The sequence below is a fragment of the Phyllobacterium zundukense genome, assembly GCF_025452195.1.
In the GTDB taxonomy this organism is placed as follows: domain Bacteria; phylum Pseudomonadota; class Alphaproteobacteria; order Rhizobiales; family Rhizobiaceae; genus Phyllobacterium; species Phyllobacterium zundukense_A.
Window position 1 is genome coordinate 255,822 of the sequence record NZ_CP104973.1, and the last position, 25,169, is coordinate 280,990.

The 25,169-nt window shown below is 57.7% G+C and carries 22 protein-coding genes; 12 read left to right on the forward strand and 10 right to left on the reverse strand.

Translation table 11 applies throughout. From position 1 onward, the window contains the following. Positions 1 to 192: 192 nt before the first annotated feature. The 3 genes from N8E88_RS13630 to N8E88_RS13640 form a co-directional block, all read right to left on the reverse strand. Entirely contained in the window at positions 193 to 1,035 is an 843-nt protein-coding gene (locus tag N8E88_RS13630; RefSeq protein ID WP_262294134.1) for an oxidoreductase, read from the reverse strand. A gap of 122 nt (positions 1,036 to 1,157) precedes the next feature. Beyond that, the gene (locus N8E88_RS13635) at positions 1,158 to 1,907 is read right to left on the reverse strand and encodes an SDR family oxidoreductase (protein ID WP_262294135.1); all 750 of its coding nucleotides are present in this window, start codon (positions 1,905 to 1,907) and stop codon (positions 1,158 to 1,160) included. A gap of 42 nt (positions 1,908 to 1,949) precedes the next feature. Continuing rightward, positions 1,950 to 3,425 carry an aldehyde dehydrogenase family protein gene (locus N8E88_RS13640; protein ID WP_262294136.1) on the reverse strand — a complete coding sequence of 492 codons (1,476 nt, stop codon included), beginning with the start codon at positions 3,423 to 3,425 and terminating at the stop codon, positions 1,950 to 1,952. Positions 3,426 to 3,566: 141 nt separating this feature from the next. Between N8E88_RS13640 and zwf the strand changes: the two genes are divergently transcribed. The 3 genes from zwf (at position 3,567) to edd (ending at position 7,644) form a co-directional block, all read left to right on the forward strand. Next, positions 3,567 to 5,039 (forward strand): glucose-6-phosphate dehydrogenase, encoded by a 1,473-nt coding sequence (gene zwf / locus N8E88_RS13645; RefSeq protein ID WP_262294137.1) that lies wholly within the window; start codon positions 3,567 to 3,569, stop codon positions 5,037 to 5,039. Between the two features lie 11 nt (positions 5,040 to 5,050). After that, positions 5,051 to 5,755, forward strand: coding sequence for a 6-phosphogluconolactonase (pgl, locus tag N8E88_RS13650; RefSeq protein WP_262294138.1), 705 nt, complete (start codon positions 5,051 to 5,053; stop codon positions 5,753 to 5,755). Positions 5,756 to 5,820: 65 nt separating this feature from the next. Beyond that, positions 5,821 to 7,644: a phosphogluconate dehydratase gene (gene edd / locus N8E88_RS13655; RefSeq protein ID WP_262294139.1), complete on the forward strand. Its 1,824-nt coding sequence runs from the start codon at positions 5,821 to 5,823 to the stop codon at positions 7,642 to 7,644. On the opposite strand, the gene N8E88_RS13660 is transcribed toward edd, so the two are convergent. Together N8E88_RS13660 and folD are read right to left on the reverse strand one after the other, a co-directional pair. Next, positions 7,645 to 8,607, reverse strand: coding sequence for a GlxA family transcriptional regulator (locus tag N8E88_RS13660; RefSeq protein ID WP_112526107.1), 963 nt, complete (start codon positions 8,605 to 8,607; stop codon positions 7,645 to 7,647). A 38-nt stretch (positions 8,608 to 8,645) separates the two neighbouring features. Next, positions 8,646 to 9,545, reverse strand: a complete 900-nt coding sequence (gene folD / locus N8E88_RS13665; protein ID WP_262294140.1) for a bifunctional methylenetetrahydrofolate dehydrogenase/methenyltetrahydrofolate cyclohydrolase FolD — start codon at positions 9,543 to 9,545, stop codon at positions 8,646 to 8,648. Between the two features lie 367 nt (positions 9,546 to 9,912). Between folD and N8E88_RS13670 the strand changes: the two genes are divergently transcribed. Further along, entirely contained in the window at positions 9,913 to 11,166 is a 1,254-nt protein-coding gene (locus N8E88_RS13670; protein WP_262294141.1) for a sarcosine oxidase subunit beta family protein, read from the forward strand. A 206-nt stretch (positions 11,167 to 11,372) separates the two neighbouring features. Here N8E88_RS13670 and N8E88_RS13675 read toward each other — a convergent pair whose 3' ends face one another. After that, positions 11,373 to 13,655 carry a GumC family protein gene (locus tag N8E88_RS13675; RefSeq protein ID WP_262294142.1) on the reverse strand — a complete coding sequence of 761 codons (2,283 nt, stop codon included), beginning with the start codon at positions 13,653 to 13,655 and terminating at the stop codon, positions 11,373 to 11,375. Positions 13,656 to 13,927: 272 nt separating this feature from the next. Here N8E88_RS13675 and N8E88_RS13680 point away from each other — a divergent pair, with 272 nt between their 5' ends. Further along, positions 13,928 to 15,181 (forward strand): lipopolysaccharide biosynthesis protein, encoded by a 1,254-nt coding sequence (locus tag N8E88_RS13680; protein WP_262294143.1) that lies wholly within the window; start codon positions 13,928 to 13,930, stop codon positions 15,179 to 15,181. Between the two features lie 7 nt (positions 15,182 to 15,188). Here N8E88_RS13680 and N8E88_RS13685 read toward each other — a convergent pair whose 3' ends face one another. The 3 genes from N8E88_RS13685 to N8E88_RS13695 are packed head-to-tail and all read right to left on the reverse strand — an operon-like array spanning position 15,189 to position 18,000. Then, a complete protein-coding gene (locus N8E88_RS13685; RefSeq protein WP_262294144.1) occupies positions 15,189 to 16,052 on the reverse strand; it encodes a DUF6492 family protein in 864 nt (287 codons plus the stop codon). Then, the gene (locus N8E88_RS13690) at positions 16,049 to 16,813 is read right to left on the reverse strand and encodes a WecB/TagA/CpsF family glycosyltransferase (RefSeq protein WP_262294145.1); all 765 of its coding nucleotides are present in this window, start codon (positions 16,811 to 16,813) and stop codon (positions 16,049 to 16,051) included. The genes N8E88_RS13685 and N8E88_RS13690 overlap by 4 nt, the downstream gene beginning before the upstream one ends. Next, positions 16,810 to 18,000, reverse strand: coding sequence for a glycosyltransferase family 4 protein (locus N8E88_RS13695; RefSeq protein ID WP_262294146.1), 1,191 nt, complete (start codon positions 17,998 to 18,000; stop codon positions 16,810 to 16,812). Before N8E88_RS13695 ends, N8E88_RS13690 begins: the two co-directional genes overlap by 4 nt. A gap of 123 nt (positions 18,001 to 18,123) precedes the next feature. Between N8E88_RS13695 and N8E88_RS13700 the strand changes: the two genes are divergently transcribed. Genes N8E88_RS13700 through N8E88_RS13725 form a run of 6 tightly spaced genes read left to right on the forward strand, consistent with a single transcriptional unit; the run spans position 18,124 to position 22,795 of the window. Beyond that, positions 18,124 to 19,119 (forward strand): glycosyltransferase family 2 protein, encoded by a 996-nt coding sequence (locus N8E88_RS13700; RefSeq protein ID WP_262294147.1) that lies wholly within the window; start codon positions 18,124 to 18,126, stop codon positions 19,117 to 19,119. Next, complete coding sequence (locus N8E88_RS13705) at positions 19,088 to 20,413, forward strand: O-antigen ligase family protein (RefSeq protein WP_262294148.1); 1,326 nt, start codon at positions 19,088 to 19,090, stop codon at positions 20,411 to 20,413. Before N8E88_RS13700 ends, N8E88_RS13705 begins: the two co-directional genes overlap by 32 nt. A gap of 51 nt (positions 20,414 to 20,464) precedes the next feature. Then, positions 20,465 to 21,277, forward strand: a complete 813-nt coding sequence (proC, locus tag N8E88_RS13710; protein ID WP_262294149.1) for a pyrroline-5-carboxylate reductase — start codon at positions 20,465 to 20,467, stop codon at positions 21,275 to 21,277. A gap of 37 nt (positions 21,278 to 21,314) precedes the next feature. After that, positions 21,315 to 22,145, forward strand: coding sequence for an urease accessory protein UreD (locus N8E88_RS13715; RefSeq protein WP_262294150.1), 831 nt, complete (start codon positions 21,315 to 21,317; stop codon positions 22,143 to 22,145). A 31-nt stretch (positions 22,146 to 22,176) separates the two neighbouring features. Further along, positions 22,177 to 22,479 (forward strand): urease subunit gamma, encoded by a 303-nt coding sequence (locus tag N8E88_RS13720; protein ID WP_106715462.1) that lies wholly within the window; start codon positions 22,177 to 22,179, stop codon positions 22,477 to 22,479. Positions 22,480 to 22,489: 10 nt separating this feature from the next. Beyond that, positions 22,490 to 22,795, forward strand: coding sequence for an urease subunit beta (locus tag N8E88_RS13725; RefSeq protein WP_262294151.1), 306 nt, complete (start codon positions 22,490 to 22,492; stop codon positions 22,793 to 22,795). A gap of 95 nt (positions 22,796 to 22,890) precedes the next feature. Here N8E88_RS13725 and N8E88_RS13730 read toward each other — a convergent pair whose 3' ends face one another. Next, the gene (locus N8E88_RS13730; protein ID WP_114428251.1) at positions 22,891 to 23,274 is read right to left on the reverse strand and encodes a hypothetical protein; all 384 of its coding nucleotides are present in this window, start codon (positions 23,272 to 23,274) and stop codon (positions 22,891 to 22,893) included. 178 nt (positions 23,275 to 23,452) lie between these two features. Here N8E88_RS13730 and ureC point away from each other — a divergent pair, with 178 nt between their 5' ends. Next, positions 23,453 to 25,165 (forward strand): urease subunit alpha, encoded by a 1,713-nt coding sequence (gene ureC, locus N8E88_RS13735; RefSeq protein WP_262294152.1) that lies wholly within the window; start codon positions 23,453 to 23,455, stop codon positions 25,163 to 25,165. Positions 25,166 to 25,169 lie beyond the last annotated feature (4 nt).

Sequence of the window (25,169 nt, forward strand, 5' to 3'; positions counted from 1 at the left end):
ACAATTGAAAGTTCACGCAGCCGATCGTGACTAGAGCCATTCCGTTTCTCTTCAAATCACGGAATTGCTCCAAGTATGTTTCTACGCAATTCCGGACGGAAAACCGGTTCCCACTTTTCCTGGAATTGCCCTAAGCTTGTTTCTACGCAATTCCGGACGGGAAAACCGGTTCCCACTTTTCCTGGAATTGCTCTAAGCGTCCGGGTAATCCGCACCCAAGGTCACCTTTTCCCAAGCGCCGAAATCCTTCTGGAGGTCGGCGATCTTGGCATGGGCGTTCTGGAAAGCCTGTTTGCCGAGCAGAAGGCGCAGCGGCGGGTCCTTGGCTTCGACCGCCTGGACGATTGCCTTGGCCGCACGGACCGGATCACCCGGCTGATTGCCGCTGATGTTGCGGATCATCTCCGCACGCTGACCGGACGTGGCGCGGTAGTCTTCAATCGTGTGTTTGGCTTCATTGGCCGAGCGGCCGGCCCAATCGGTGCGGAATGGACCTGGTTCGACGATAAGCACCTTGAGCCCGAGGGGCGCGATTTCCTTTGAAAGAGCTTCCGACAGCGCTTCTACGGCGAATTTGGTCGCAGTGTAGAAGCTGACAGCAGGGTTGGCCACCAACCCGCCTTGCGAGGAGATATTCACGACGGTGCCCGAGCGCTGTTTGCGCAGGGTTGGCAGGACTGCACGTGTCATATTTGCGAGGCCCCAGACGTTGATTTCAAACATCTGCCGCACCTCGTCCATCTCGCTCTCCTCGAAGGAGGCGAAATAGCCGATGCCGGCATTGTTGACGAGCACGTCGATGCGTCCGAAACGTTCCAATGTCGCCTTGACCGCGTTCTCAATATCCTCTGGCTTGGTCACGTCGAGCTTCAGCAAAAGCGCATTGTCCTCATGGCCTTTGGCAAGGTCTTCGATCTGCGCAACGTTGCGGGCGGTGACAACGGTCGGATAACCAAGCTCAAGCGTATGACGCGCAAGTTCGCGGCCAAAGCCGGTTGAACAGCCAGTGATGAACCAGACAGGTTTCGATGTCATGTTGATGTCCTTGAAAGATGGGAGCGCCACGGGGGTCCGAGGGGGCCAGGGCAGCACAGGGGGAAATTTGGCTACATTATTAATGTAGCCAACCCCGCCCATGTTTCAAGGTTTATCGTAAGTCAGATGCAGCGCCCGCCATCAACTTCCAGTGCAACGCCGGTAATAAAGTCGGCCTCGCTCGAGGCGAGCCACAACGCTGCATTGGCGACGTCGAGCGGTGTTGACAGGCGGCCAAGCGGAACCGTCGCCTTGAACTGCGCACGCTTTTCCGGCGTATCCTCACCCATGAACAGGCCAAGCATCGGGGTTTCACCCGCCACCGGGCACAGGCAATTGACCCGGATATTCTTCGGTGCAAGTTCGATCGCCATGGATTTGGTGGCGCTTATCGCCCAGCCTTTCGAGGCATTGTACCAGGTGAGGCCAGGGCGCGGGCGCAGGCCCGCCGTCGAGGCAGTCGTGATGATCGAGCCACCGCCCTGCCTTTCCATGATTGGCACTACGGCGAGCGCCGAATAGTAAATCGCTTTCATATTGACGCCGGTGATGAGATCGAACGTCGCCTCGTCGACGCCGAGCATTGGGCCATTGCGATGGGTGAAGCCGGCATTGTTCACCATGATGTCGATCCGGCCAAATGCGTCCATGGCGGCCTGTACCATGACGTCCACCTCTTCCTTGCGCGTCACGTCGGCATGAACAGCAATGGACGATTTGCCGATATCCGCGGCAACCTTCTCGGCGCCCACGAGGTTCAGATCGGCAACGACGACATTGGCCCCCTCCTCGGCAAAGCGCTTGGCCATCGCCTCGCCAAAGCCCGATGCGCCTCCGGTGATGATTGCTGTCTTGCCTGCCAAACGCTTCATGTCTTCTCCTCATACACGCTGGTGATTGTAGGTGGAATTGGATCAATCGTGACGGAAGATGATCGTCTTGGTCGCGGACATGTCGTAAAGGGCCTCGAAGCCCTTTTCGCGACCATGACCGGATTTCTTGAAGCCGCCAAATGGCAGTTCGATGCCTCCGCCGGCGCCGTAAGCGTTGACGAAGACCTGCCCTGCACGCACGCGCTTGGCAACGCGATGCTGGCGCGCCCCATCCCTGGTCCAGATACCGGCAACGAGGCCATATTCCGTGTGGTTGGCAAGCCTTATGGCCTCCTGCTCGTCGTCAAACGCGAAGAGCGTGAGCACCGGGCCGAAAACTTCTTCCTGGGCGATAATCGCCGTCGGATCGACGGCCCCGAAGAGCACTGGTGCCACATAGTAGCCAGTGACAGGGGCGTGACTATCGATGGAACCACGCGCAATGACATCAATGCCAGCCTCGGCAGCCGCTGTGACGTAATTTTCAACCCTGCGTTTCTGTGCCGGATTGATCATCGCCCCAAGGTCGAGATCAGCATCATGCGGGCCGGCCGCGAGCTTGTCGAAACGTTCACCCAGCGCTGCGGCGACCTCATCGTAGATTGGACGCTCGATAAGAATGCGGCTACCCGCCGAGCAGGTCTGCCCGCCGTTCTGGATGATTGCATTGACGAGAACAGGGAGCGCCTTTTCAATATCCGCGTCGGCAAAGACGATCTGCGGTGACTTGCCGCCAAGCTCCATCGTAACGCCGCGATTGTTCGCGGCAGCGGCCTGCTGGATGGCTGTGCCGGTTGCGGGCGAACCGGTGAATGTCACATAGTCAACGCCGGGATGCACTGAAAGAGCTGCACCCGCTTCGCGGCCATACCCTGTGATGACGTTAAGCACGCCATCCGGAAAACCTGCCTCGATGGCAAGTTCGCCGATACGGAGCGTGGAGAGCGATGCGTCTTCGGCTGGCTTGATGACCAGCGTATTACCCATGGTAAGCGCCGCGCCGACCACGCGCGCCATGATCTGCATCGGGTAGTTCCATGGAATGATCCCGGCAACGACGCCATGCGGTTCGCGCAGGGTCAGCGCCGTATAGCCGTCGAGAAACGGGATCGTATCGCCATGGATCTTGTCGGCCGCACCGCCGTAGAATTCATAGTAGCGCATCGCAGCAGCAACATCCGCTTTGCCCTGGCGAATTGGCTTGCCGGTATCGCGCGATTCGAGCGCTGCAAGTTCGTCACTGTGCTGTTCGATCAATTGCCCAAGCCTGGTCAAAAGCCTGCCTCGCTCGAAGGCTGGCATCCTTGACCAGGGGCCGTGATCGAAGGCCTCGCGCGCGGCACGTACGGCACGGTCCACATCATCGGCATCGCCCGCCGGAATGGTTGCAAAGGCCAAGCCATCGGACGGACACAAAACAGTGATCGTTTCCTGGCTTAATGCGGCAACAGGTCTGCCATTTATGATATTCAGGAAATTCTTATCCTGTGCGACAACTCTGGATAGATTATGTACCATGACCACATCCTATTCGTTGCGAGCCTATTGGAAAGGACACGAATTGGAAATGCATTTTGACGCAGTTCATGCTTCGGGACTGGTCATTTTAAATCGATTAGATTATACAACCCGCAAAGTCAGGCATAGCGAGACTCTCCCATGACAAGTCAGATTATACCGGTTGATCCCTTCGATTGCATTGTGTTTGGAGGTACCGGCGACCTCGCCGAGCGCAAGCTGATCCCGGCACTTTATCAACGTCAGCGCGATGGCCAGCTTTCGGAACCGACCCGTATCATCGGCGCGTCCCGTTCGCCCATGTCAAACGAGGAATATCGCAAGTTCGCGGAAAGCGCGATCAAGGAATTCGTGAAGCCAAGCGAATTCGACCAGAAGCAGGTCGATCAGTTTCTGGCGCGTGTGTCCTATGTCGCGGTCGATGCCACATCCGACAATGGCTGGGAGGAGCTGAAGACCGAGATCGGCAATGATACCAAACGCGTCCGCGCCTTTTATCTTGCCGTCAGTCCATCCCTCTTTGCCGATATTTCAAGCCGCCTGAAGAGCTACAAGCTCGTTCATGACCACACGCGTATCATCGTCGAGAAGCCGATCGGCCGCGACCTTCAGTCAGCCATCGCACTCAACGATACGATCGGCCACGTTTTTCACGAACAGCAGATTTTCCGCATCGATCATTATCTCGGCAAGGAGACTGTGCAGAACCTGATGGCGCTACGCTTTGCCAATGCGCTGTATGAACCCCTTTGGAATTCGGCCCATATCGACCACGTGCAGATCACGGTTGCTGAATCTGTCGGACTGGAAAATCGCGCTGGCTATTACGATACGGCGGGTGCGCTTCGCGACATGGTGCAAAATCACATCATGCAGTTGCTCTGCCTTGTGGCGATGGAGCCGCCGGCATCGATGGATGCGGATGCGGTGCGCGACGAAAAGTTGAAGGTGCTGCGTTCGCTGAGCCCCATAACCTCGAAGAATGCCGAGGAACTTACTGTCCGCGGCCAATATCGCGCTGGCGCTTCTTCCGGCGGCGCAGTGAAAGGCTACTTACAAGAACTGGAACACCCCAGCAACACCGAAACATTTGTCGCCATCAAGGCCGAAATCGCCAACTGGCGCTGGGCCGGGGTGCCATTTTATCTGCGTACGGGCAAGCGCCTGGCATCACGTGCTTCCGAAATCGTCGTGTCGTTCAAGCCAATCCCGCATTCGATCTTCGGTGACAGTGCTGGCCGCGTTGTCGCCAACCAGCTCGTCATCCGGCTGCAGCCGGACGAGGGCGTCAAGCAGTGGATGATGATCAAGGACCCGGGCCCGGGCGGCATGCGCCTGCGTCACGTTCCTTTGGACATGACCTTTGCTGAATCCTTCGCTGCGCGTAGCCCCGACGCCTATGAACGGCTGATCATGGACGTGGTGCGCGGTAACCAGACATTGTTCATGCGGCGCGACGAAGTGGTCGCAGCGTGGCAATGGGTGGACCCGATCCTGAAGGCGTGGGCCGAAACCGAACAGCCACCGGCAGGCTATACTGCCGGCACGTGGGGTCCATCGGCGGCTATCGCGCTTATCGAACGCGACAACCGCACATGGCATGAACCTGAGTGAAATTTGACCCCATGACAGCAGATCCGCGACTGAACAGTTTTGCCGATGGCAATGCGCTTGCCGAAGCCCTCGCTTCGACAGTCGCGGCGCGTCTGGCGGATGCAGTGGAAGCACGCGGCAAGGCTGTGCTGGCCGTATCGGGTGGCACGACCCCTGCCCGCTTTTTCAAGACGCTGTCGCTGAAGGATCTGCCCTGGGACAAGATCACGATCACGCTGGTGGACGAGCGCTTCGTACCGCCGACCAGCGACCGTTCAAACCAGAAGCTCGTGACAGAAATGCTTCTGCAAAACAAAGCCGCCCAGGCGAATTTCATCGGACTCTACAATGAGGCGCCGAACGTCGAAGAAGGTGCTAAAATGGCGGCGCAGGCGATCGCCAAGCTTGGACAGCCTTTCGATGCCGTCATTCTCGGCATGGGTGGCGATGGTCATACCGCATCGTTCTTTCCCGGCGGAGACCGATTGAGCGATGCGATATCGCCAGAACAGCCGGCGCTGGTGCTGCCGATGCATGCGGAAGGTGCAGGCGAGCCAAGGCTGACGCTGACACTGCCGGTGATTGTCAATGCACGCTTCGTGGCACTTCATATTGAAGGCGCCGGCAAGCGTACGACGCTTGAGGCGGCTCTTCGACGTGGCGCGACAACCGACATGCCGATACGCGCGTTATTGCGATACGAGCCGATTGAGCTCGAGATTTTCTGGGCTCCCTGAGGTTCAGAGCGTGATTGCCGGGAAGGCTCCCAAACTTCCGGGCAAACACCATAAGGAGATAGGATATGACCGTTTCTCAGCGGGTGAAAAGCATTACCCATCGCATCTGCGAACAGTCGAAACCGACACGCGATGTCTATCTTGACCATTTGCGCGAAGCCGCATCGCGCAAGCCGAAGCGTTCGGCGCTCGCCTGCGCCAATCTCGCCCATGGGTTTGCGGCCTGCAGCCCTTCCGACAAGGCGGCGCTGGCCGGCGATGTCATAGCCAATCTTGGCATCATCACCTCCTACAATGACATGCTCTCGGCGCATCAGCCGTTTGAGACCTATCCGCAGCTGATCAAGGCAGCAGCCAAGGAAGCTGGCGGCGTGGCGCAGGTTGCGGGCGGCGTCCCCGCCATGTGCGATGGCGTGACGCAAGGCCAGCCCGGCATGGAGCTCTCGTTGTTTTCGCGCGACGTTATTGCCATGGCAACCGCCATTGGTCTGTCGCATGACATGTTCGACGCTGCCGTCTATCTCGGCGTTTGCGACAAGATTGTACCGGGTCTCCTGATTGGCGCGCTAACGTTCGGCCATCTGCCTGCAGTCTTCATCCCGGCGGGACCGATGACCACTGGTCTTCCCAATGACGAGAAAGCCAAGACGCGCCAGCTCTATGCGGAAGGCAAAGTCGGCCGCGAGGAGCTGCTCGAATCCGAATCGAAGTCCTATCATGGTCCTGGTACCTGCACATTTTACGGCACGGCGAATTCCAACCAGATGCTGATGGAGATTATGGGCCTGCATATGCCGGGTTCGTCGTTCATCAATCCGGGCACGCCTTTACGTGAAGCGCTGACGCGTGAAGCGGCAAAGCGGGCACTTGCGATCACGGCGCTCGGCAATGAGTACACGCCGGTCGGCGAAATGATCGATGAGCGCAGTATCGTCAATGGCGTTGTTGGCCTGCACGCCACGGGTGGCTCGACCAATCATACGATGCATCTCGTCGCCATGGCCGCCGCTGCCGGCATCAAGTTGACTTGGCAGGATATTTCCGACCTTTCCGACGTCGTGCCGTTGCTGGCCCGCGTTTACCCCAATGGTCTTGCCGACGTGAACCATTTTCATGCCGCCGGCGGCATGGGTTATATTATCCGCGAGTTGCTCGATGGCGGTCTTCTGCACGAGGACGTCAAGACCGTCTGGGGCGGCGCGGAAGGTCTGCGCGCCTATACGATCGAGCCGAAGCTTGGTGAAAACGGCACGGTCGTGCGCGAGCCGGTCGCTGCGGAAAGTGCCGACAAGAAAGTTCTGTCGACCTGCAAGCAGCCGTTCCAGGTTACGGGTGGTCTCAAGATGCTCAAGGGCAATCTCGGCACGGCGGTGATCAAGACATCAGCCGTGAAAGCCGACCGGCACATCATAGAAGCGCCTGCCATCGTCTTTGACAGCCAGGCAGCGCTGCAGGATGCCTTCAAGGCCGGAAAGCTCGACCGCGACTTCGTTGCAATCGTGCGGTTCCAGGGGCCACGCGCCAATGGCATGCCTGAACTGCACAAGCTCACGCCAGCGCTTGGCGTGCTGCAGGATCGCGGCCATATGGTTGCGCTCGTCACCGATGGGCGCATGTCCGGCGCATCCGGCAAGGTTCCGGCGGCTATTCATGTGACGCCGGAAGCCCTCGACGGTGGCATCATCGGCAAGATCCGGGATGGCGACGTGGTTCGGCTCGATGCCGAAATCGGTACGCTCGACGTGCTGGAGGACCCCGATGTGCTGGCAGGTCGTCCGACGCCCGAGGTGGATATCAGCCACAACAGCTACGGCATGGGACGCGAGTTATTCGCAGCCTTCCGCAATGTTGTCGGAAAGGCGGACAACGGGGCTTCGGTTTTCGGTTGATCAGTAAGTCGTGCGGCGCTCGTCCGAGGGTGAGCGCCCGAATTGCGCACGGTAACTCTGGGCAAAATAGGAATGCGACGTGAAGCCTGTCGCCAGCGCCACGTCCAGAATGGGCGAATGGGTCTGGCGCAACAGTTCACGCGCCCGCTCCAGGCGGAGGCTCATATAGTAGCGCCCCGGCGTCATATTGAGATGGCGCAGGAACAACCGCTCCACCTGCCGGACCGACAGGCCAACGGCCTTGGCCAGTCGCACTGCGGATTTCGGTTGTTCAAGATTGTCCGCCATCAGCTCGACGATCTTGCGCAGCTTTTCCGACTTGCCGGTGAGATCACGCTCGGGGCCAACGCGCTGACGGTCGGTCTGCGAGCGGATACGTTCGTGATGAAACTGGTTCGCCACTTCATTGGCAAGCGCCGGACTGAAGTCCTGCTTAATGATCTCCAGCATCAAATCGATCGAAGTCGTACCTCCGGCGCAGGTATAGCGCTTCCGGTCGATTTCAAAGACATTGCCGGTGCACTCGATCTGCGGAAACCGCTCCTGAAAGCCAGCGCGATTTTCCCAGTGTATAGTGCAGCGATGACCTTCCAACTGCCCCGCCTCCGCCAGAATGTAACTGCCTACATTCAGTCCGCCGAGCACGGCGCCTCGGCGTCCCAGGGTGCGCAGGGTGGCGATGACCTTGGCCTTGTCTTCAAACTCAGTCGTCATCCCGGCGCAAATGAAGGTGATGTCGGCGCTGGGCAAATCCGCCAGCGCATATTGCACATTGATCTGCAGTCCGTTCGAAGCTGTTACCGCTGCACCATTGGCGGAAACGGTAGTCCAGGAATAGAACGCCTCTTCCGACATGCGGTTGGCCGTGCGCATGGTATCGATAGCCGCCGCGAGGCTGAACATCGGGAATCTGTCGACGAGCAGAAAGGCAAAGGTTCTGGTGACTTTGAGGGCTTCTGGCATGCGTTGTTCTAACCGGATTCCCTGTAAGAGCAAATGGATCAGAAACGCGGCGGCACTTCGCCGACCGAGCGATAGGCGGCGACAAGCGTGTTGGCCATCAACATGGCGATAGTCATAGGCCCGACACCACCCGGAACTGGCGTAACAGCACCAGCGACCGTTGACGCGTCGGCAAAGTCCACGTCACCAACGAGGCGGGTCTTTCCCTCGCCCTTTTCGGGAGCTGGAATGCGGTTGATACCGACATCGATGACTGTTGCGCCGGGCTTGACCCAATCGGCCTTGACCATTTGTGGCCTGCCGACGGCAGCAACCAGAATATCGGCTGTCCGGCAAAGGGCAGCCAGATCCCTGGTCTTGCTATGCGCAATGGTAACTGTAGCATTGTGGGCGAGCAAAAGGTTGAACATCGGCTTGCCGACGATATTGGAACGGCCAATGACCACCGCATTGAGACCCGAGAGATCCCGTCCCAGGATACGCTCGATCAATAGCATCGACCCGGCCGGGGTGCAGGGTACGAACGCAGTCTCGATTTCGCCGGTGCCCAGCTTGCCGACATTGACGAAATGGAAGCCGTCAACATCCTTGTCTGGCGAGATGGTCTGGATGATGCGGCCGGAATCGATATGTTTCGGCAAGGGAAGCTGGACAAGGATGCCATGGATCAGCTGATCGGCATTGAGCTTTTCAACCAGCGCGACAAGCTCGTCCTCTGAAGTATCCTCCGACAGAGTATATTGGACGGAGTGAAAGCCGCATTCACGCGCCTTCCTGCCCTTTGACGCAACGTAGACCTGACTAGCTGGATCTTCGCCAACGATAACAACGGCGATGCCGGGCGTGATCCCGCTGGTTTCGATCAGATCGGCGGCAGAAGCTTTGACCTTCGAAACCACGTCCTCGGCAATTTCCTTGCCATTGATCGTCACTGCCATGTGCTGCTCCTGGAACTTCACGGTTTTGAGCGCCATTCTGTTGATTTTACGCGCCAACAATACCGCCATAACGGCGTTCACTGACGCAATAGCGAAAGCGGGTGCGGATCGCAATGCGGCAATATCCCGGCTGCGGCCTGTATTTGTTGCATTGCCATTGTGCGTGGTTCGACGGGGCTCACCATGAGGGAGATTTTTTGGGCTGCAACGATGTTCGTCATTGTCGCGGAAACTTGACTCCTTGCAACCAACCTAATTCCCTCATGGTGAGCCCCGTCGAACCACGCACAATGGCAATGCAAATGAGCGCCTTGGCTAAGCCGATGAATCCAAGCATGATCGCGATACAACGAATCCGGGAACTCCTATGCGCTATTCAGCTTTCAGCCTTTTGAAAAATGCCCTCAACGGCAACAAGGACTGGAAACCCGCCTGGCGCAAGCCCGATCCGAAACCAGCCTATGACGTGGTGATCATCGGCGGCGGCCATGGTCTTGCTACCGCCTACTATCTGGCCAAGGAGCATGGCCTGCGCAATATCGCCGTCGTGGAAAAGGGCTGGCTCGGATCCGGAAATATCGGCCGTAACACCACAGCCATCCGCTCCAACTATCTTCTTTCAGAGAACCAGCATTTCTACGAAGCGTCGATGAAGCTATGGGAAACCATGTCCCACGACCTCAACTACAATGTGATGTTCTCGCAGCGCGGCGTGGTGAATCTCGCCCATACGCTACCGCAGCTCGATGTTTACGCGCGGCGCGGCAACCAGATGCGGCTCAACGGCATCGATTGCGAACTGATGAATCCGGCGCAAATCAAGAAACTTATCCCCGGGCTGGATATCAGCAGCAACGCGCGCTTTCCTATTCTTGGTGGGTTGATGCAGCGTAGTGCGGGAACCGCTCGGCACGATGCGGTCGTATGGGGTTACGCCCGCGCCGCTGACCAGCTCGGCGTCGATATTATCGAGAATTGCGAGGTCACCAGCTTTTTGAAGGACGGCGACACCGTCACAGGCGTCATGACAACACGCGGGCCGATCAATGCCAAGAAGGTTGGCTGTGCCGTCGCCGGGCACACCAGCGAGCTCATGCGGCGCGCCGGTATCGACCGCCTGCCACTTGAATCGCATGTGCTGCAGGCTTTCGTTTCGGAAGCGCTGAAACCTGTGGTCGATACAGTGGCGACGTTCGGCGGCGGTCATCTCTATTTCAGCCAATCCGACAAGGGTGGCCTTGTTTTTGGCGGCGATATCGACGGCTATAATTCCTACGCGCAGCGCGGTAACCTGCCGGTGGTGGAGGATGTGATGAGCGAGTTCGTTGCGCTTATCCCGGCACTGGCGCGCGTGAAATTGCTGCGCTCGTGGGGCGGGATCATGGACATGACCATGGACGGTTCGCCGATCATCACGACGGGTCCACTGCCGGGCATGTATCTCAACACCGGCTGGTGCTATGGCGGCTTCAAGGCGACGCCGATCTCAGGAAAATGCTTCGCCTGGACAATCGCCAAGGACGAGCCGCACCCGCTGTCCGCACCCTTTACACTGGACCGGTTTTATCGCGGCTACGTCATCGACGACAAAGGGCAAGGCCCGACACCAAGGTTGCATTAAAAAGCCGCACCAGCCCATGCCGCGTTATCTCTCCCCTTGTGGGAGAGAAAGGATTTTCTTGAGTTTAGCCCCTTCGCTAAATTCTTAGAAATCCAAGTGAGGGGGTAGTTCAGTGAAGCAAATCCCCTCTCTTGCGATTTCTAGCACTTAGCTGAAGAGCGAAGATGCTGAACTCGCTTTCTCCCCCGCATGGGGGAGATAAGTACTCAGCCGGCGCGCAAACGCAGGACTTCGCGCAGCGCGGCGATCTCGACCAACATCTCCTCGATGTTCGAATTGTCGTGATGGCGTGGCTCGATCTGCGCGTCAGCATGTTCATAGAGGAATTCGGCAATTGCTGCCTCGTCATCGGCGGAATTCGGTGAGTCTTCGAATTCAGTTGTCTCAGATGCCAACGCCCGTGTCTGGGCGCGTCGGATTGCTGCGCCAAGCCGAGATTCAGCAGGCACTGCGGACACAGGGCCAGCACTTTCGGGCGAAACGGTGCGTTTCGTTCCGGATGGCGGCACCGGATCGACTGGCGGTTCATCTTCGACATAGACCGGCGCGCGATTGCCGGCGCGGAAGCTTTCGATCATGCCGAGCAACACGGCGATACCGAGACCAGCCAACAGCCCTCCAAGCAAGCCGCCAATTGCAACGAGCTTGCGCGAACCACCCGTGCTTTCAAGCGCCGGGCGCGCCGGCGAAATGACACGGATATTCGTTGTGTTCATGCCCTCGAGTTCGCCAGTTTCTTTCGCGCGCAACAGAAAGGCTTCGTAGACTTCGCGCTTGGCGGTGACTTCACGTTCGAGCTCACGCAGCTTGACCATGTCCTCGTTGTTGTTGGCGGTACGCGCTTTCAGCTGCGCCAGCCGCGATGACAGGTCCTGTTCCTGCTGGGTGGCACGCTGTAGTTCCACCTGCACCGAAGACGCGATACGGCCAAGCTCGTTGCGGATTTCGTTGCGGACTCCAACAACCTGCGACTGGGCTTGAATGAGCTGCGGGTGGCGCGGCCCTAGCTTGGTGGCGAGGCCATCCGCCTGTTGCTTCAGCGCGCCATATTGGGAGCGGAGGGCGACGATGACACCGGAGCGGAATTCTTCCGGCAGTGTGTTGCCGAGCACGCCTTCGACGGAGGTATTGCGGATAGAGTCAGCCTGCGCCTTGAGCCGGATCGTCTGGTTGCGCGCCTGGGTGAGTTCGTCATTCGTGCGCGTGATTTCATCATCGCTGATCAACCTGCCCTGTACGTCGACAAGGTCATTTTCCGCCTTGAACTTCTGCACGGCGTTCTCGGCATCCTGAACGCCTGCGCGCAGATCATTGAGGCGCGCTGTCAACGACTCCGTGGCCTGCCGTGCGGTATCGGACTGGATATTGCCCTGCTCCTCGCGGAAAACATCGGATACGGTATTGGCAATCAAGGCCGCCTTTTGCGGATCCCTTGATTTCACGGTGATATTGAAGATGAAATTCTTGGTGCTTCGCTCAACCTCAAGGTGGTCGTAGAGATTGCGCAGAAGAACGGTTTCACGCGTTGTCTCATCCGGCGTGCTATCGGTAGAGAACAGGTCCTGTATTGACGCAAAAAGGCCTCGCTCCTTGAGGTCGCCGTTGAATTCGGGATCCTTGGCAAGTCCTGTGCGATCGATCACCTTGGTCAGCACGCTGCTCGACTGAATGACGCGCAATTGGCTCTCGGCGATGGCGAGCGAAGCATCGACGGGCAGCTGGCTCGATGAAATTTCCTTGTCGACGATCTTCAGATCGCGCGGATCGACAAGCACTTCAACGGTCGAGGCGTAGAGCTTCGGCAATGTCATCGCATAGCCAACGCCAAGGAGTGTACCGATGATTGTGGTTGCGATAATCAATCCCTTGGAACGGCCAACGCGATTGATAACGATACGCGGGTCAACGAGTGGCCGCCATTCATCGCTTTGATATTCGACCGCCTGTACTTTGCGCGCTGCCGGCCGGCGCACCGGAACCGGTGCGATAACAGGTTCAGGGGCCGGCTCTAGCTCCTTGTTTTCCGGACGGAAAACCGGTTCCAATTCTTCTTGGAACTGCTCTATCGGCTCGGGTTGGGACCTTGCTGTGACGACTGGCGCTTCCGGCTCGGCACGGGCTGGTTCTTCAGTCAACGGCAACGATTCTTCGCGCTGTGGCGTAATTTCTTCGGCGGCATCGACGCGGCGGTTGAGCTCTGCCTTGATCGCGGCCATGTCGGCGCGCATGCGATTGACCGCATCCTGCTCGGCTTCTTCGGAACTGAGGTCCTCGGGAATATCACTCAATGATGGTTGTGAGATTTCGCTGCCGGCTGCCAGGCGCAAAGCGCGCATGCGGTGATAGTGATCGAGATTGTCTTCGCCGCGAATGGATGTGACCAAGGGTTCGGGATCGACATGAGTCTCTCCCGCAGATTCCGGCTGACTGGCAAACGAGAGAAGCGAGCGCCGCGGCCGCTTTGCCGTCTCGTTTTCGCGATTGCTCATTCCCACTTCAACTCCACGATCGCCCAACCAACGCGATTCAATTGCGGCACCACATCCACAGTTAATTCAACCTAAAGTTCTATGGAAAATAAAACGTTAATTATCAGCCCATATGTCTGCAAGCTAACCTCGGCCTGGATGTTGTCTATACCACGTTTCGAAACGGCAAATACAAGCCGTTAAGTCTTTTGATGTAGAAATCCGGCGAATTCACGCTTGAGACAGTGCTTTCCCCGCAGCTTTGATTCAGGCATATCCGGCAGGACATGGAATTGGTTGCACGCCATCTGAAAGCTAATGCGGGGCTTATCCGCGACTATTTCTCCGTGATCAGTGGATCGGCGGGGCGGCTCGTCATTTCGCTCGCCTATTTCGTTGCGCTTGCCAATACACTTTCGATTGCGGAGTTCGGTCTGTTTGCCACGGCATCGGCAACGGGTGTCGTGCTGTCACGCCTCGTCTCCTTCGGCTTTGTTTCGCCGCTGTACCGGATTTCCACCGTGAAGCCGCAATTGATTGGCGCCTATACGGGCGGCTTTCTCGCGGCGGTCGTCGTGTCGTTGCCGATCTTCATTCTTGCAGCCTATCTGATGCATCTGATTTTCTTCGGCGCCGATCTCGCGCTTGGCACCTTTGCGGTGATCGTTGCGGCGGAAGCATTGCTTTGGCGGTCGCTGGAAGTTGTGGTGATCGTCAATAACGGCATGAACAGGTTCGGCCGGGCAGCATTGCTGGTCATTATCGGCACGGCATTACGGGCGATGGCGGCAGTGCTGTTTGCGTTCTCGAGCGTGACCAACCTCGCAATATGGAGCTGGTGGTATGCGGGGGCGAACGGCGTTGCGCTTCTTGTCGCTATCCTCTTCTTCTACCCGCGCGTGCGGCTGCGGCTTATTCCCAAGCTTTACCGCCGCAGGCTGGCAGATTCCTTTGCCGTCACTGGCGCCGAGGTGCTTTTCTACGTCCAGTCGGAAATGGACAAGCTGCTGGTGCTCGCAGTCGGCGGACCACAGACGGCGGGTGTCTATGCAATCATCATGCGGCTCGTCGATCTGACCGCCCTTCCCGTCCGCTCATTCAACATGATGCTGGTGCAGAAGTTGATGCGAACACCGGACATGCTGAAATCACTCAAAATCCGAGGCGGGCTGGAGCTTGGCGTATTTTTGGTGTCGACACTCGGTCTGGCGGCGCTTGCAATCTTCCTTGCCATTTTCCCGCGAGCTCTCGGAGCGAATGTTGCCTCGGTTGTTTCGCTGTTGCCCCTGGTCCTGCTCGTACCGGGACTGCGCAATCTCATCGAATATCAGGCGGAAATCCTTTATGCGCGCGGCCAATCTGGCTTGCGTGCGCTTAATCTCGCGTTGCTCGGCATCGCCAAGGCTGGACTGCTTTCGTGGATTCTCGTCGTGTTTCTCGATACCCACGATTGGATGATCTGGCTGAATGCCATGTTCGCCGTGCTTTATGTGCTTTCGGCGTATCTCACATACAAAGCTATAAAAAAGCCGGCGCGGCGCGTGTGAGGCTTGGCTACTTCAACAACTTCCGGATGCGGACCGTATCGTCGCCGATGAAGGATTGCATGCCGATCGCGACTTGTTCCGGTGTCATCGCTTCGACAAAGGCAAGGAACTCTGCATCCGTTGGCGCAGGCGCAAACCAGTAGACCCGACAGAATTCCGTCGCGTCATGATAGTGCCCTTCGGCCATCAACACTTCATCGGCATAGCGGCCATAGATCATGCATTCGGAAAACCGGCGGGAACGCCCGATCGCCGCGATCCAATGGCGCCCGGTGATCCTCTCGATGTGGTTACACATGGTCAGCAAGGCATCTCGCCGCCAAGCGATCAAGGTACCGATATAGTCATGTCCTGCTGGGCTTACCGGGACGAGCCCGAGTACTTGGCCAGCGTGTTCAGACCAGATGCGTTGATCACCGGGCACAGGGCGCAACAAGTCGCCATCGCGGCGGAACAGCCGCAAATCGCTGCCACGCCAGACCGAGGCACAATCGAAAGATTTCAGGAAAGCGACATCGGAATCGATGTAGAAGAATGCGTCTTCATCGGCGTGCGCCGCGATGGCGATGCGGCGAAATTGCTGCACGTGCCAGCCGCGCAAGGGCATCGTTCTTGGCGACAGCCAAATGCGGCGGCGACCGAAATTGCTCGGGTCGGGAAACGGCCTGATCCAGCGGGGCAATAGATCGTTCTCGTCGATCACCACACGACGCGGGCTTTCCAGCTGCCTGAACAGCGCGACGTCGCGATGCTCGACCAAAATATAGTGTCGGGTGTAGCCGGTGACGAAACGATCAATCGTTTCGCAGAGCAATCTGCAACGCTCAAAATCGGGTGCATAACTCGCAGTAACAAGTGCCGTTCTCGTCATGCGCCCCCGCTGACTTTAAATTTTGCACGCATGACGCGCAGCAGAAAAAGCGGATTGCCGACAATATACCGGTACCACAACCGGCCAGGTTCTTGCGCAAGGCGATACAGCCACTCAAACCGCAGTTTCTGCACGATCAAGGGGGCCCGAGGCACAGCGCCCGCCATGAAATCAAACAGCGCGCCAACGCCAAAGGCCAAGGTGCAATGTTCGGCCGTCAAGTTGTTCGCCATGAACATCTCCTGTCGCGGGACACCCATGGCGACGAGCAGGATATGCGGATGATATTCTTTCAGGACACGCAGAATGTATGGCTGATGCTCGCTCTTGAAGAAGCCGTCACTGATCACGCGAATTTCATGCTGGGGTGCAAGTTGCCTGAAGCTCTCCGCTGCCTTTTCGACCACCTCACGGCGCGCGCCAATGAGGCCGACGCGCAGAGGGCTGGTTTCTGCCTCTAGGAGTGCAGGCGTAAAATCCGTGCCGTTAAGATTCGCCGGAAAAGATGCGCCATGCAAGATTTTCGAGGCGATATCGACCCCGAAGCCATCAGGGAGAACGATGAATCGGTTCAAAGCCTGGCGGAAATCAACATTCTCCTGCGCGAGATTGGCGTTGTGGGCATTGAGCCACGTGACCAGGGCGAAGCGCTGCTGCGCGATACGCTCTCGCATGACTTCGATGGCGTCCACCCAAGGCAACGCGACAACTTCTACGCCAAGAATCGCACGACGTGGAATATCCGTTTCGCCCGAATTCATGCGGCTGCACGCCCATTCGTAATCCGGGTTTCAAGCCGGTCCAGTCCCAATCTTATCTGCTGGTCGAAGCGTATCAACTGTGCGGCGCGGAAGGCGTCTCCCTCGCATGTCAAGTCCTCACCGGCGCGCACACGGGCCACCATGGCGTTTACCGCCCTGGCAAAGGCGACGGGATCATCGGCGACAACGCAATTATCCGGAATATCTGCGATGCCCCGCACAGAAAGCGCCGTTGCGATGCTGGGCAAGCCCAGTTCGAATGTTTCGATCGTCTTGAGCTGCACACCGCTCCCGGCGCGGCTGATCAACGGGATCACGGCACAGCCGCAGACAAAATCCGTAGCGTCCGCAATACGGCCAGCGAAGGTAACTTCAGGCCATGCAGCTTTGAGATCTGCCGGCGTACTTCCGGCGACGGCAACGCCGATATCCTTGTCCAGATGCGGTACGACCTCGCGCAGGAACCACTCGAGGCCGATGCGGTTCGGCTGCCATGTCCAGGTTCCTATCAAGCCAAGATCGCGTTCAATCTTGCGGCCTTTGCTTGTCGCCGTATCGGCACCGGTCACGAGAGGAAGTGCCGCGGCACGTCCGGTTCCGGATAGGCCCAACGCATCGATATCGTCATCCGCCAGTGTAAAGACGAACGACGCCCTGCCGCACAACCGCTTCTCAAGGCCCATCAGAAGCCGGGACTCCCGGCTGAACAGATATTTCTGTACCGGGCTGGTTGCCGCCTCCGCATTCTCGCGTGCCGAGCGATGTTCGACATTGTGCGCGATGAAGATTTGCGGCTTGTCGTCGAAACAATCCTCGAATGCCCCGGGCAGTGGCACCCCGTTGAGCACGTAAGCGTCGAATGGCTCAACCGAAGCGATTGCGGTACGGAACGTTTCCTTTGTAACGACGCGCAGCTTGACCGACGAAACCGTGAGGCCTGACATCATTGCCTTGCCGAACCAACGCAACTTTTGCGCAAAGTTCGCTGTGTCGTTGCGCACATCCACTTCACCGAGGACGATTGTGTTCTCCGGATCGAGCGGCTTGCTCCCGGGCCAGACAAATCCGATCACGGTGACGCGAGCGCCGGCGCGCACGAGGCCATCGATGATCGCTTTGTTGGCAATCTCATAGCCGGTCGTCGGCTTACCATCCGGTACCAGCGATGTTACGAACAGCAAATGCAAAGGCTTGAAGCTCTCCACGACGATTTATTTCTCAATATTTGATTTGATCGCAGAATGTAATGAAATATTGAATAACCAACTCTTATAAGTTGTAACCATGGATAACGGATAAATACTCCGGCGATGAATCTCGATCTCTCAGAAAATATCAGCGTCGTGGCGCGGTCAACCGGCCTCAAGCCCGAAACGATCGACGTCGTGGTGACGTTGCCGACGTTCAAACGCCCGGAGCATCTATTGAAAACCTTGGCGTCGCTCAAAGCCCAGGTGACCACACGGCGCTTTGCCGTCATCGTCATGGAGAACGAGACCGAAAAACGCGAGGGCGCGAAAGCTGCGAAACCGTTGTTCGAGAGTGGCGAACACCGGGGCCTGCTGATCATCGCGCATGATCGTGGTAATTGTAACGCCTACAATGCAGGATGGCTGACCGCGCTGAAGGCCTTTCCAAATTTCACGTCACTGCTGGTTATCGACGATGATGAGATCGCCGATCCGAATTGGCTGGAAAACATGTGCAAGACGCGCGAGACCTATGGTGTCGACTTTGTCGGTGGGCCGCAACTTCCGGTCTTCGCCAAGCCGGAACATACGAAATGGTCGACACACCCTGTTTTCAGCCCCCACCATACCCGCACTGGTCGCGTGCCGATCATTTATTCATCCGGGAATCTGCTGGTCGGGCGCAATGTGCTTGAGACGATGCCGTTTCCGTTTCTCGATCTCGCTTTCAACTTCATGGGCGGCGGGGATTCGGATTTCATTAGTCGCAGCGTGGTCAAGGGCTTCACCGTTGCCTGGTGCGCGGAAGCACCCGTTTACGAAACCATCCCGGCAAGGCGCGTCGAGGCGGACTGGATCCGGGCACGGGCACTGCGCAATGGCGTGATCTCCACCTTGATCGAAAAGCGCAAGCGTGGTGGCGAACCTTTTGGCGGAGCGAAGACCGTCCTGAAGAGTCTGGCACTTCTAGCCGTCTCGCCGCTGCGGGCCGTGATCAAGGTGATGCAGACGGGATCTCTGTCCATCGGCACTTATCAGATCTATGTTGGCGTGGGCCGCGTTCTGGCGGAATTCGGATATTCGAATGAGCAGTATCGACAACCTGAAAAGAACTGACGCGATATCCGCGACCCCAATGCGACTGGTCGCCAGTCTTGTTGCGACGATCATTCTTTGCGTGCTGCTGATCTCGTTCCGCCCATTCCAACCGGCGAGCACGGCAATCGCGGGGAGCGGCGGCGATCTCGTCAATCAGCTTGGTTTCGGAGCGTTGGGCGGTGTTTCCGTGCTTGCGATGATGTTGCTTGCGAACCCGCGTACGCTCGTTGCCCTTATCAGCCCGATGTGGATCGTCATGTTCGGTTTTCTTTTCATGTCGACATTTGTCGCCATCGATCCTGGAGCCGCTCAACGCGCGGTGCTCTTCACCGTGATTGCCGCGCTCTGCATGATCGCAGTGCTGGCGCTGCCACGCGATGCCGATGGATTTTCTCTGGCGCTGGTGATCGCAGCCTTTGCCGTGCTGACGCTCTCCTATGCCGGTCTGGTTGTCGTTCCGGACCTCGCCAAGCACACCGCCAACGAAATCGAAGCCGAACATGCGGGACTTTGGCGCGGTATCTTCGCGCATAAGAATATTGCCGGACCGGTCATGGCGGCGTTCTCTTTTGGTGGTATCTACCTGATCCGACGCGGCTGGCGCGGGATTGGCGTTGTCCTGCTGATGCTCGCGCTCTGGTTCGTTGCACACACCGGTTCGAAGACTGCGACGGCGCTGGTGCCGATTGTGATTTTCCTCGTCATGTTCCCCGGAATGTTCGGCTTTCGTATGATCACTGCTGTGCTGATCGCCGCAGCTTTGATCGGATTCTTCTTCTTCACCATAGGAACACTCTTCTTCCCGGCTACGCACGATCTCCTCGTTCAGCTCGGTGCGGACACCACGTTTACCGGCCGCACATCCATCTGGCAGTTCGGGCTCGAAAAGCTCGCCGCAAGGCCGTGGCGCGGCTATGGTTTTGAAAGTTTCTGGGAAGCACCGGTCGTGCGGCAGGCCGAAAATCCGAGCTACTACCTTGATTGGGATGTGCGCGGCATTGTGCACGCCCATAACGGCTATCTCGATATTGCCATCGCCATGGGTTATCCCGCCATGATGTGCGCGCTCATCGTCTTGATCGTGCTGCCGCTTTTTGATTATGCGCGCTGCCTGAAAAAACGCGAGAATGTGTTCATGGCCGACTTTTTCATGATGTGCCTGACATTTTCTCTGATGAACGCTTTTCTTGAGAGCTTCTTCTTCCGGCGTGCAGATCCCGTGTGGCTGCTCGTGGTCATGGCATGTTTTGGTCTGCGCATGACCGCCCGCGTTCCAATCCTCACGCGCATAAATTCCCACAAGACTAGTTGACCGGGCGCACTCGGCCGGATCAAAGTGCCGCGACATCAGCGGGAGAATGAAATGGACAATGTGGTTCTGGTCGGTTGCGGCAATATGGGCTTTGCCATGCTCAAGGGCTGGCTGGACGCCGGGATATTGAAGCCGGATCAGGTCACCGTGGTCGAGCCAACCGATACGCTGCGCGAACGGGCGGCAACGCTCGGTGTTCATGCGCATGCCAACGCAAGCAGGCTAGAAGACGATCTGTCGCCGCGCATTATACTCATCGCGGTCAAGCCACAGGTGATGCGCGATGTGCTGCCCGCCTATGAGCGTTTCGCAGCCGGGTCAACGTTCGTCAGTGTTGCCGCCGGCGTCAAGGTCGCGTTGTTCGAGGAATTCTTAGGTGAAAAAACCGCGATTATCCGCACCATCCCGAATACGCCTGCAGCGATCGGCAAAGGCATGATCGTCACGTTCCGCAATTCGAATGTAAGCGACAAGGATGCCGAGTTTGTCGATACCTTGTTGAAAACCAGCGGAAAAGTCGCAGCCGTGGACGATGAAAAACTGATCGACGTCGCAACGGCGGTTTCGGGCTCGGGGCCGGCTTACGTTTTTCATTTCATCGAATGCCTGACCGAAGCGGCCGTTGTGGCTGGCCTCGAACGAAAGACCGCGGAGCTCCTGGCGATGCAGACCGTCTATGGCGCTGGCGTCCTCGCCGCCTCGAGCGAAGACACCCCAACGACGCTGCGCGAACAGGTGACGAGCCCGAAGGGTACCACTGCCGCCGCGCTCGACGTGTTGATGGGCCATGACAAACTCAAACGGCTTATGGTCCGGGCTGTATTCAAGGCACACCAGCGCGCCATAGAACTTGGCACCTATTGAGCTTCCGCAAGCTGGATCATTGCGATAGCGTGCCGAAATGAGCGTGCATCCATCTGATCCAGCCATCGAAGCAAAACCGCAACGTGCCTTTGGCTCGGCGCATCTCTCTGTCAAACCTTCCAATGGTCGTACGCGTATAGACACACTCTATCAGGACGGCTGCGCCAAGATTCGGTTGCCTGAGATCGATGATCGTTCGCTTGAGGCGGTGATGATCAACACATCGGGCGGACTGACGGGGGGCGACGAGATGCGCTGGCGATTCGACGTCGCTGACAATTGCCGGGCGCAGGTCACCACGCAGGCATGCGAGCGCATCTACAAGTCGTCTGCCGGCACCGCTGACATAACAAGCATCTTGAAAGTGGCGGAGCGCGCATCGCTCGCGTGGTTGCCGCAGGAGACGATTTTGTTTGAGGGCTCGGCACTGAAGCGAACCCTTACCGTCGATCTTGCCGAGACTAGCCGTGCCCTGATTGTGGAGCCCGTCGTGTTCGGTCGCAAGGCGATGGGTGAGGACGTGCAGAACTGTTTGTTCAGGGATCGCTGGCGCATTCGCCAGGAAGGCAAACTGATCCATGCGGAAGATTTCACAATCGGACCCGACGCGGCATCGATGCTTGCCCGTCCTGCCCTGTTTGGGGGGATGCGCACCATGGCGACTGTCCTGCTTCTCGATGCCGACGCCGAACGTCATCTTGAGCCGAGCCGAAAAATAGTTGGCACAAAAGGCGGTGTTTCCTTCTGGTCTGGCAAGCTTCTTGCGAGGCTTGTCGATGGTGACGCCTATTCATTGAGGAAGCGGCTGGTGCCATTGATAGAACTGCTCAATGAAAAGGCAGGCGTGCCTAAAGTCTGGTCAATCTAGACGCAAAACTGAGTATGGCTAAAGGAAAAGCATGAACCTGACACCACGCGAGAAGGACAAACTTCTCATTTCTATGGCGGCGATGGTCGCCCGCCGCCGACTCGAACGCGGCGTCAAGCTCAATCATCCGGAAGCCATTGCATTGATTAGCGATTTCGTCGTCGAGGGCGCCCGCGATGGCCGGTCGGTCGCCGATCTGATGCAGGCAGGGGCACATGTCATCACCCGGGAACAGGTGATGGAAGGTATTCCAGAGATGATCCACGACATACAGGTCGAGGCGACATTTCCGGACGGGACAAAGCTCGTCACCGTGCACGAACCGATAAGGTAGGAAACCGCAGATGATCCCCGGCGAAATCATAACGGCTAAAGGCGAAATCGAACTGAATGCCGGTGCCAGCAATATTATGCTGAAGGTGGCAAATACCGGCGACCGTCCGGTGCAGGTCGGGTCGCACTATCATTTCTTCGAAACCAACTCGGCACTGGTATTCGACCGCGATCAAGCGCGCGGCATGCGTCTCGATATTGCCGCCGGAACGGCGGTCCGGTTCGAGCCGGGGCAGGAGCGTGATATTACGCTCGTGCCGCTCAGCGGGAACCGGACCGTTTACGGGTTTCAGCAGAAGATCATGGGAAAGCTGTGACCGCTCCGCTTGACCTCATCTCCACGACAACAAGCGACCGGAGAAACACCGATCGCTGCGCATATTCCAGATGTGGGTCAGGTAGGGCTTGCCTGTCAGCTTGGCTTCTTGGTCACCAGGGTCAGCAGGCCTTTGGAATCGAGGCTGGCAATGACCACCGCTGCGGATGTCAGCCCCTTTTCCTTCAAGGCCGCGGAGACTTGTGGCGACTTGTCGATCGACGTGCGCAGTTTCTGCATGTCTGCGTCGCTACGCTTGGCAAGCGCATCGTTGACCTGGGTCTTGGTTGCATCCGGCAGTTCATTGATATCCACGATATTGATGGTGGTAATGGCCGTGGCACCAGGCTTGGCTGGAGTCTCGCTCTTTGGAGCGGGCTGCTCGGCGCTTGGAGCCTGCGGCGCCGCGGACTGCGCGTAAGCAACAGAAGTCGCAAGCGGGAATCCCGCACAGAGCGCGAGGGCTATCATCTTTCGCATCGTTTTTCCTTTCACGAGATTGGCGAACGATCATCTACTGATGACGCGCGCACTTCACATGCGGAATTCGATCTCAAGCGGTCGCTGATCGGGTTTTTCCAAGGCAATATCGCGGCAGAAATGTGGCAGACGCCGCCCGTTGTCGTCCATTCCGTTATCCATACAAGAGGGAAGTTCCATGCCCGCTAAAATCACTCGCGCGGCCTATGCCCGCATGTTTGGGCCAACGACGGGCGACAAGGTGCGTCTTGCCGACACCGAACTCTTCATCGAGGTGGAGAGGGACTTCACTGTCTATGGCGAAGAAGTGAAGTTCGGCGGCGGCAAGGTCATTCGCGATGGCATGGGCCAGAGCCAGATTGCCCGTGCAGACGGTGCCGTCGACACGGTGATTACCAATGCACTGATCGTTGACCATAGCGGTATTTATAAAGCCGATGTGGGTTTGAAGGACGGGTTGATTGCTGAAATCGGCAAGGCCGGCAATCCGGATACGCAACCCGGCGTGACGATCATCATTGGCCCTGGCACGGAAATCATCGCGGGCGAAGGCAAAATCCTCACCGCCGGCGGCATGGACGCCCATATCCATTTCATCTGCCCGCAGCAGATTGAGGAAGCGCTGATGTCAGGCGTTACGACAATGTTTGGCGGCGGCACAGGACCAGCCCATGGGACACTGGCGACCACCTGTACGCCGGGGCCCTGGCACTTGGGCCGGATGATTCAGTCTTTCGACGCCATCCCCATGAACATCGGCCTTTCAGGCAAGGGCAATACATCGCTGCCGAAAGCGCTGGAGGAGATGATCCTTGGCGGGGCGTGCTCGCTGAAACTGCATGAGGATTGGGGTACGACACCCGCGACGATCGACAACTGCCTCTCGGTTGCCGACCAGTACGATGTGCAGGTGATGATCCACACCGACACGCTGAACGAGAGCGGCTTCGTCGAGGACACGGTCGCCGCCTTCAAGGGTCGCACAGTTCACGCTTTTCATACGGAAGGTGCTGGTGGTGGACACGCTCCGGACATCATCAAGATTTGCGGGCTTGCCAACGTCATTCCATCTTCGACCAATCCGACGCGGCCCTATACGAAAAATACCATCGCCGAACATCTCGATATGCTGATGGTGTGCCATCATCTTTCTTCATCGATCCCGGAAGATGTGGCGTTTGCCGAAAGCCGTATCCGCAAGGAGACGATCGCCGCAGAGGACATACTGCATGATATCGGCGCATTCTCGATCATTTCCTCTGACAGCCAGGCCATGGGACGTGTCGGGGAGGTGCTGATACGCACGTGGCAGACTGCTGATAAAATGAAGCGTCAGCGCGGGAGCCTGCCGCAGGAAACCGGCGACAACGACAATTTTCGCGTCAAACGCTACATCGCCAAATACACGATCAACCCGGCGATTGCACAGGGTGTTTCCCGGCACGTGGGTTCAATCGAAGTCGGAAAGCGTGCCGATCTCGTCTTGTGGAACCCCGCCTTCTTTGGCGTAAAACCGGATATGGTCCTGCTTGGCGGCTCGATAGTTGCCGCACCCATGGGCGATCCCAATGCCTCCATCCCGACGCCGCAGCCGGTCCACTACCGTTATATGTTCGGCGGCTTTGGCAAGAATGTCAGCAATTCGTCAGTCGTCTTTGCCAGCAAGGCTTCGGTCGAGGCAGGCTTGCGCCAGTCGCTCGGTGTCGACAAACAACTGATCGGCGTCGAAAACACACGCAGCGGCATTTCCAAAGCATCGATGATCCACAATGATGCCACACCACATGTGGAGGTGGATCCGGAGACCTATGAGGTTCGGGCGGATGGGCAGTTGTTGACGTGCGAGCCGGCAACGCTGCTACCGATGGCACAGCGCTACTTTCTGTTCTGAGGGG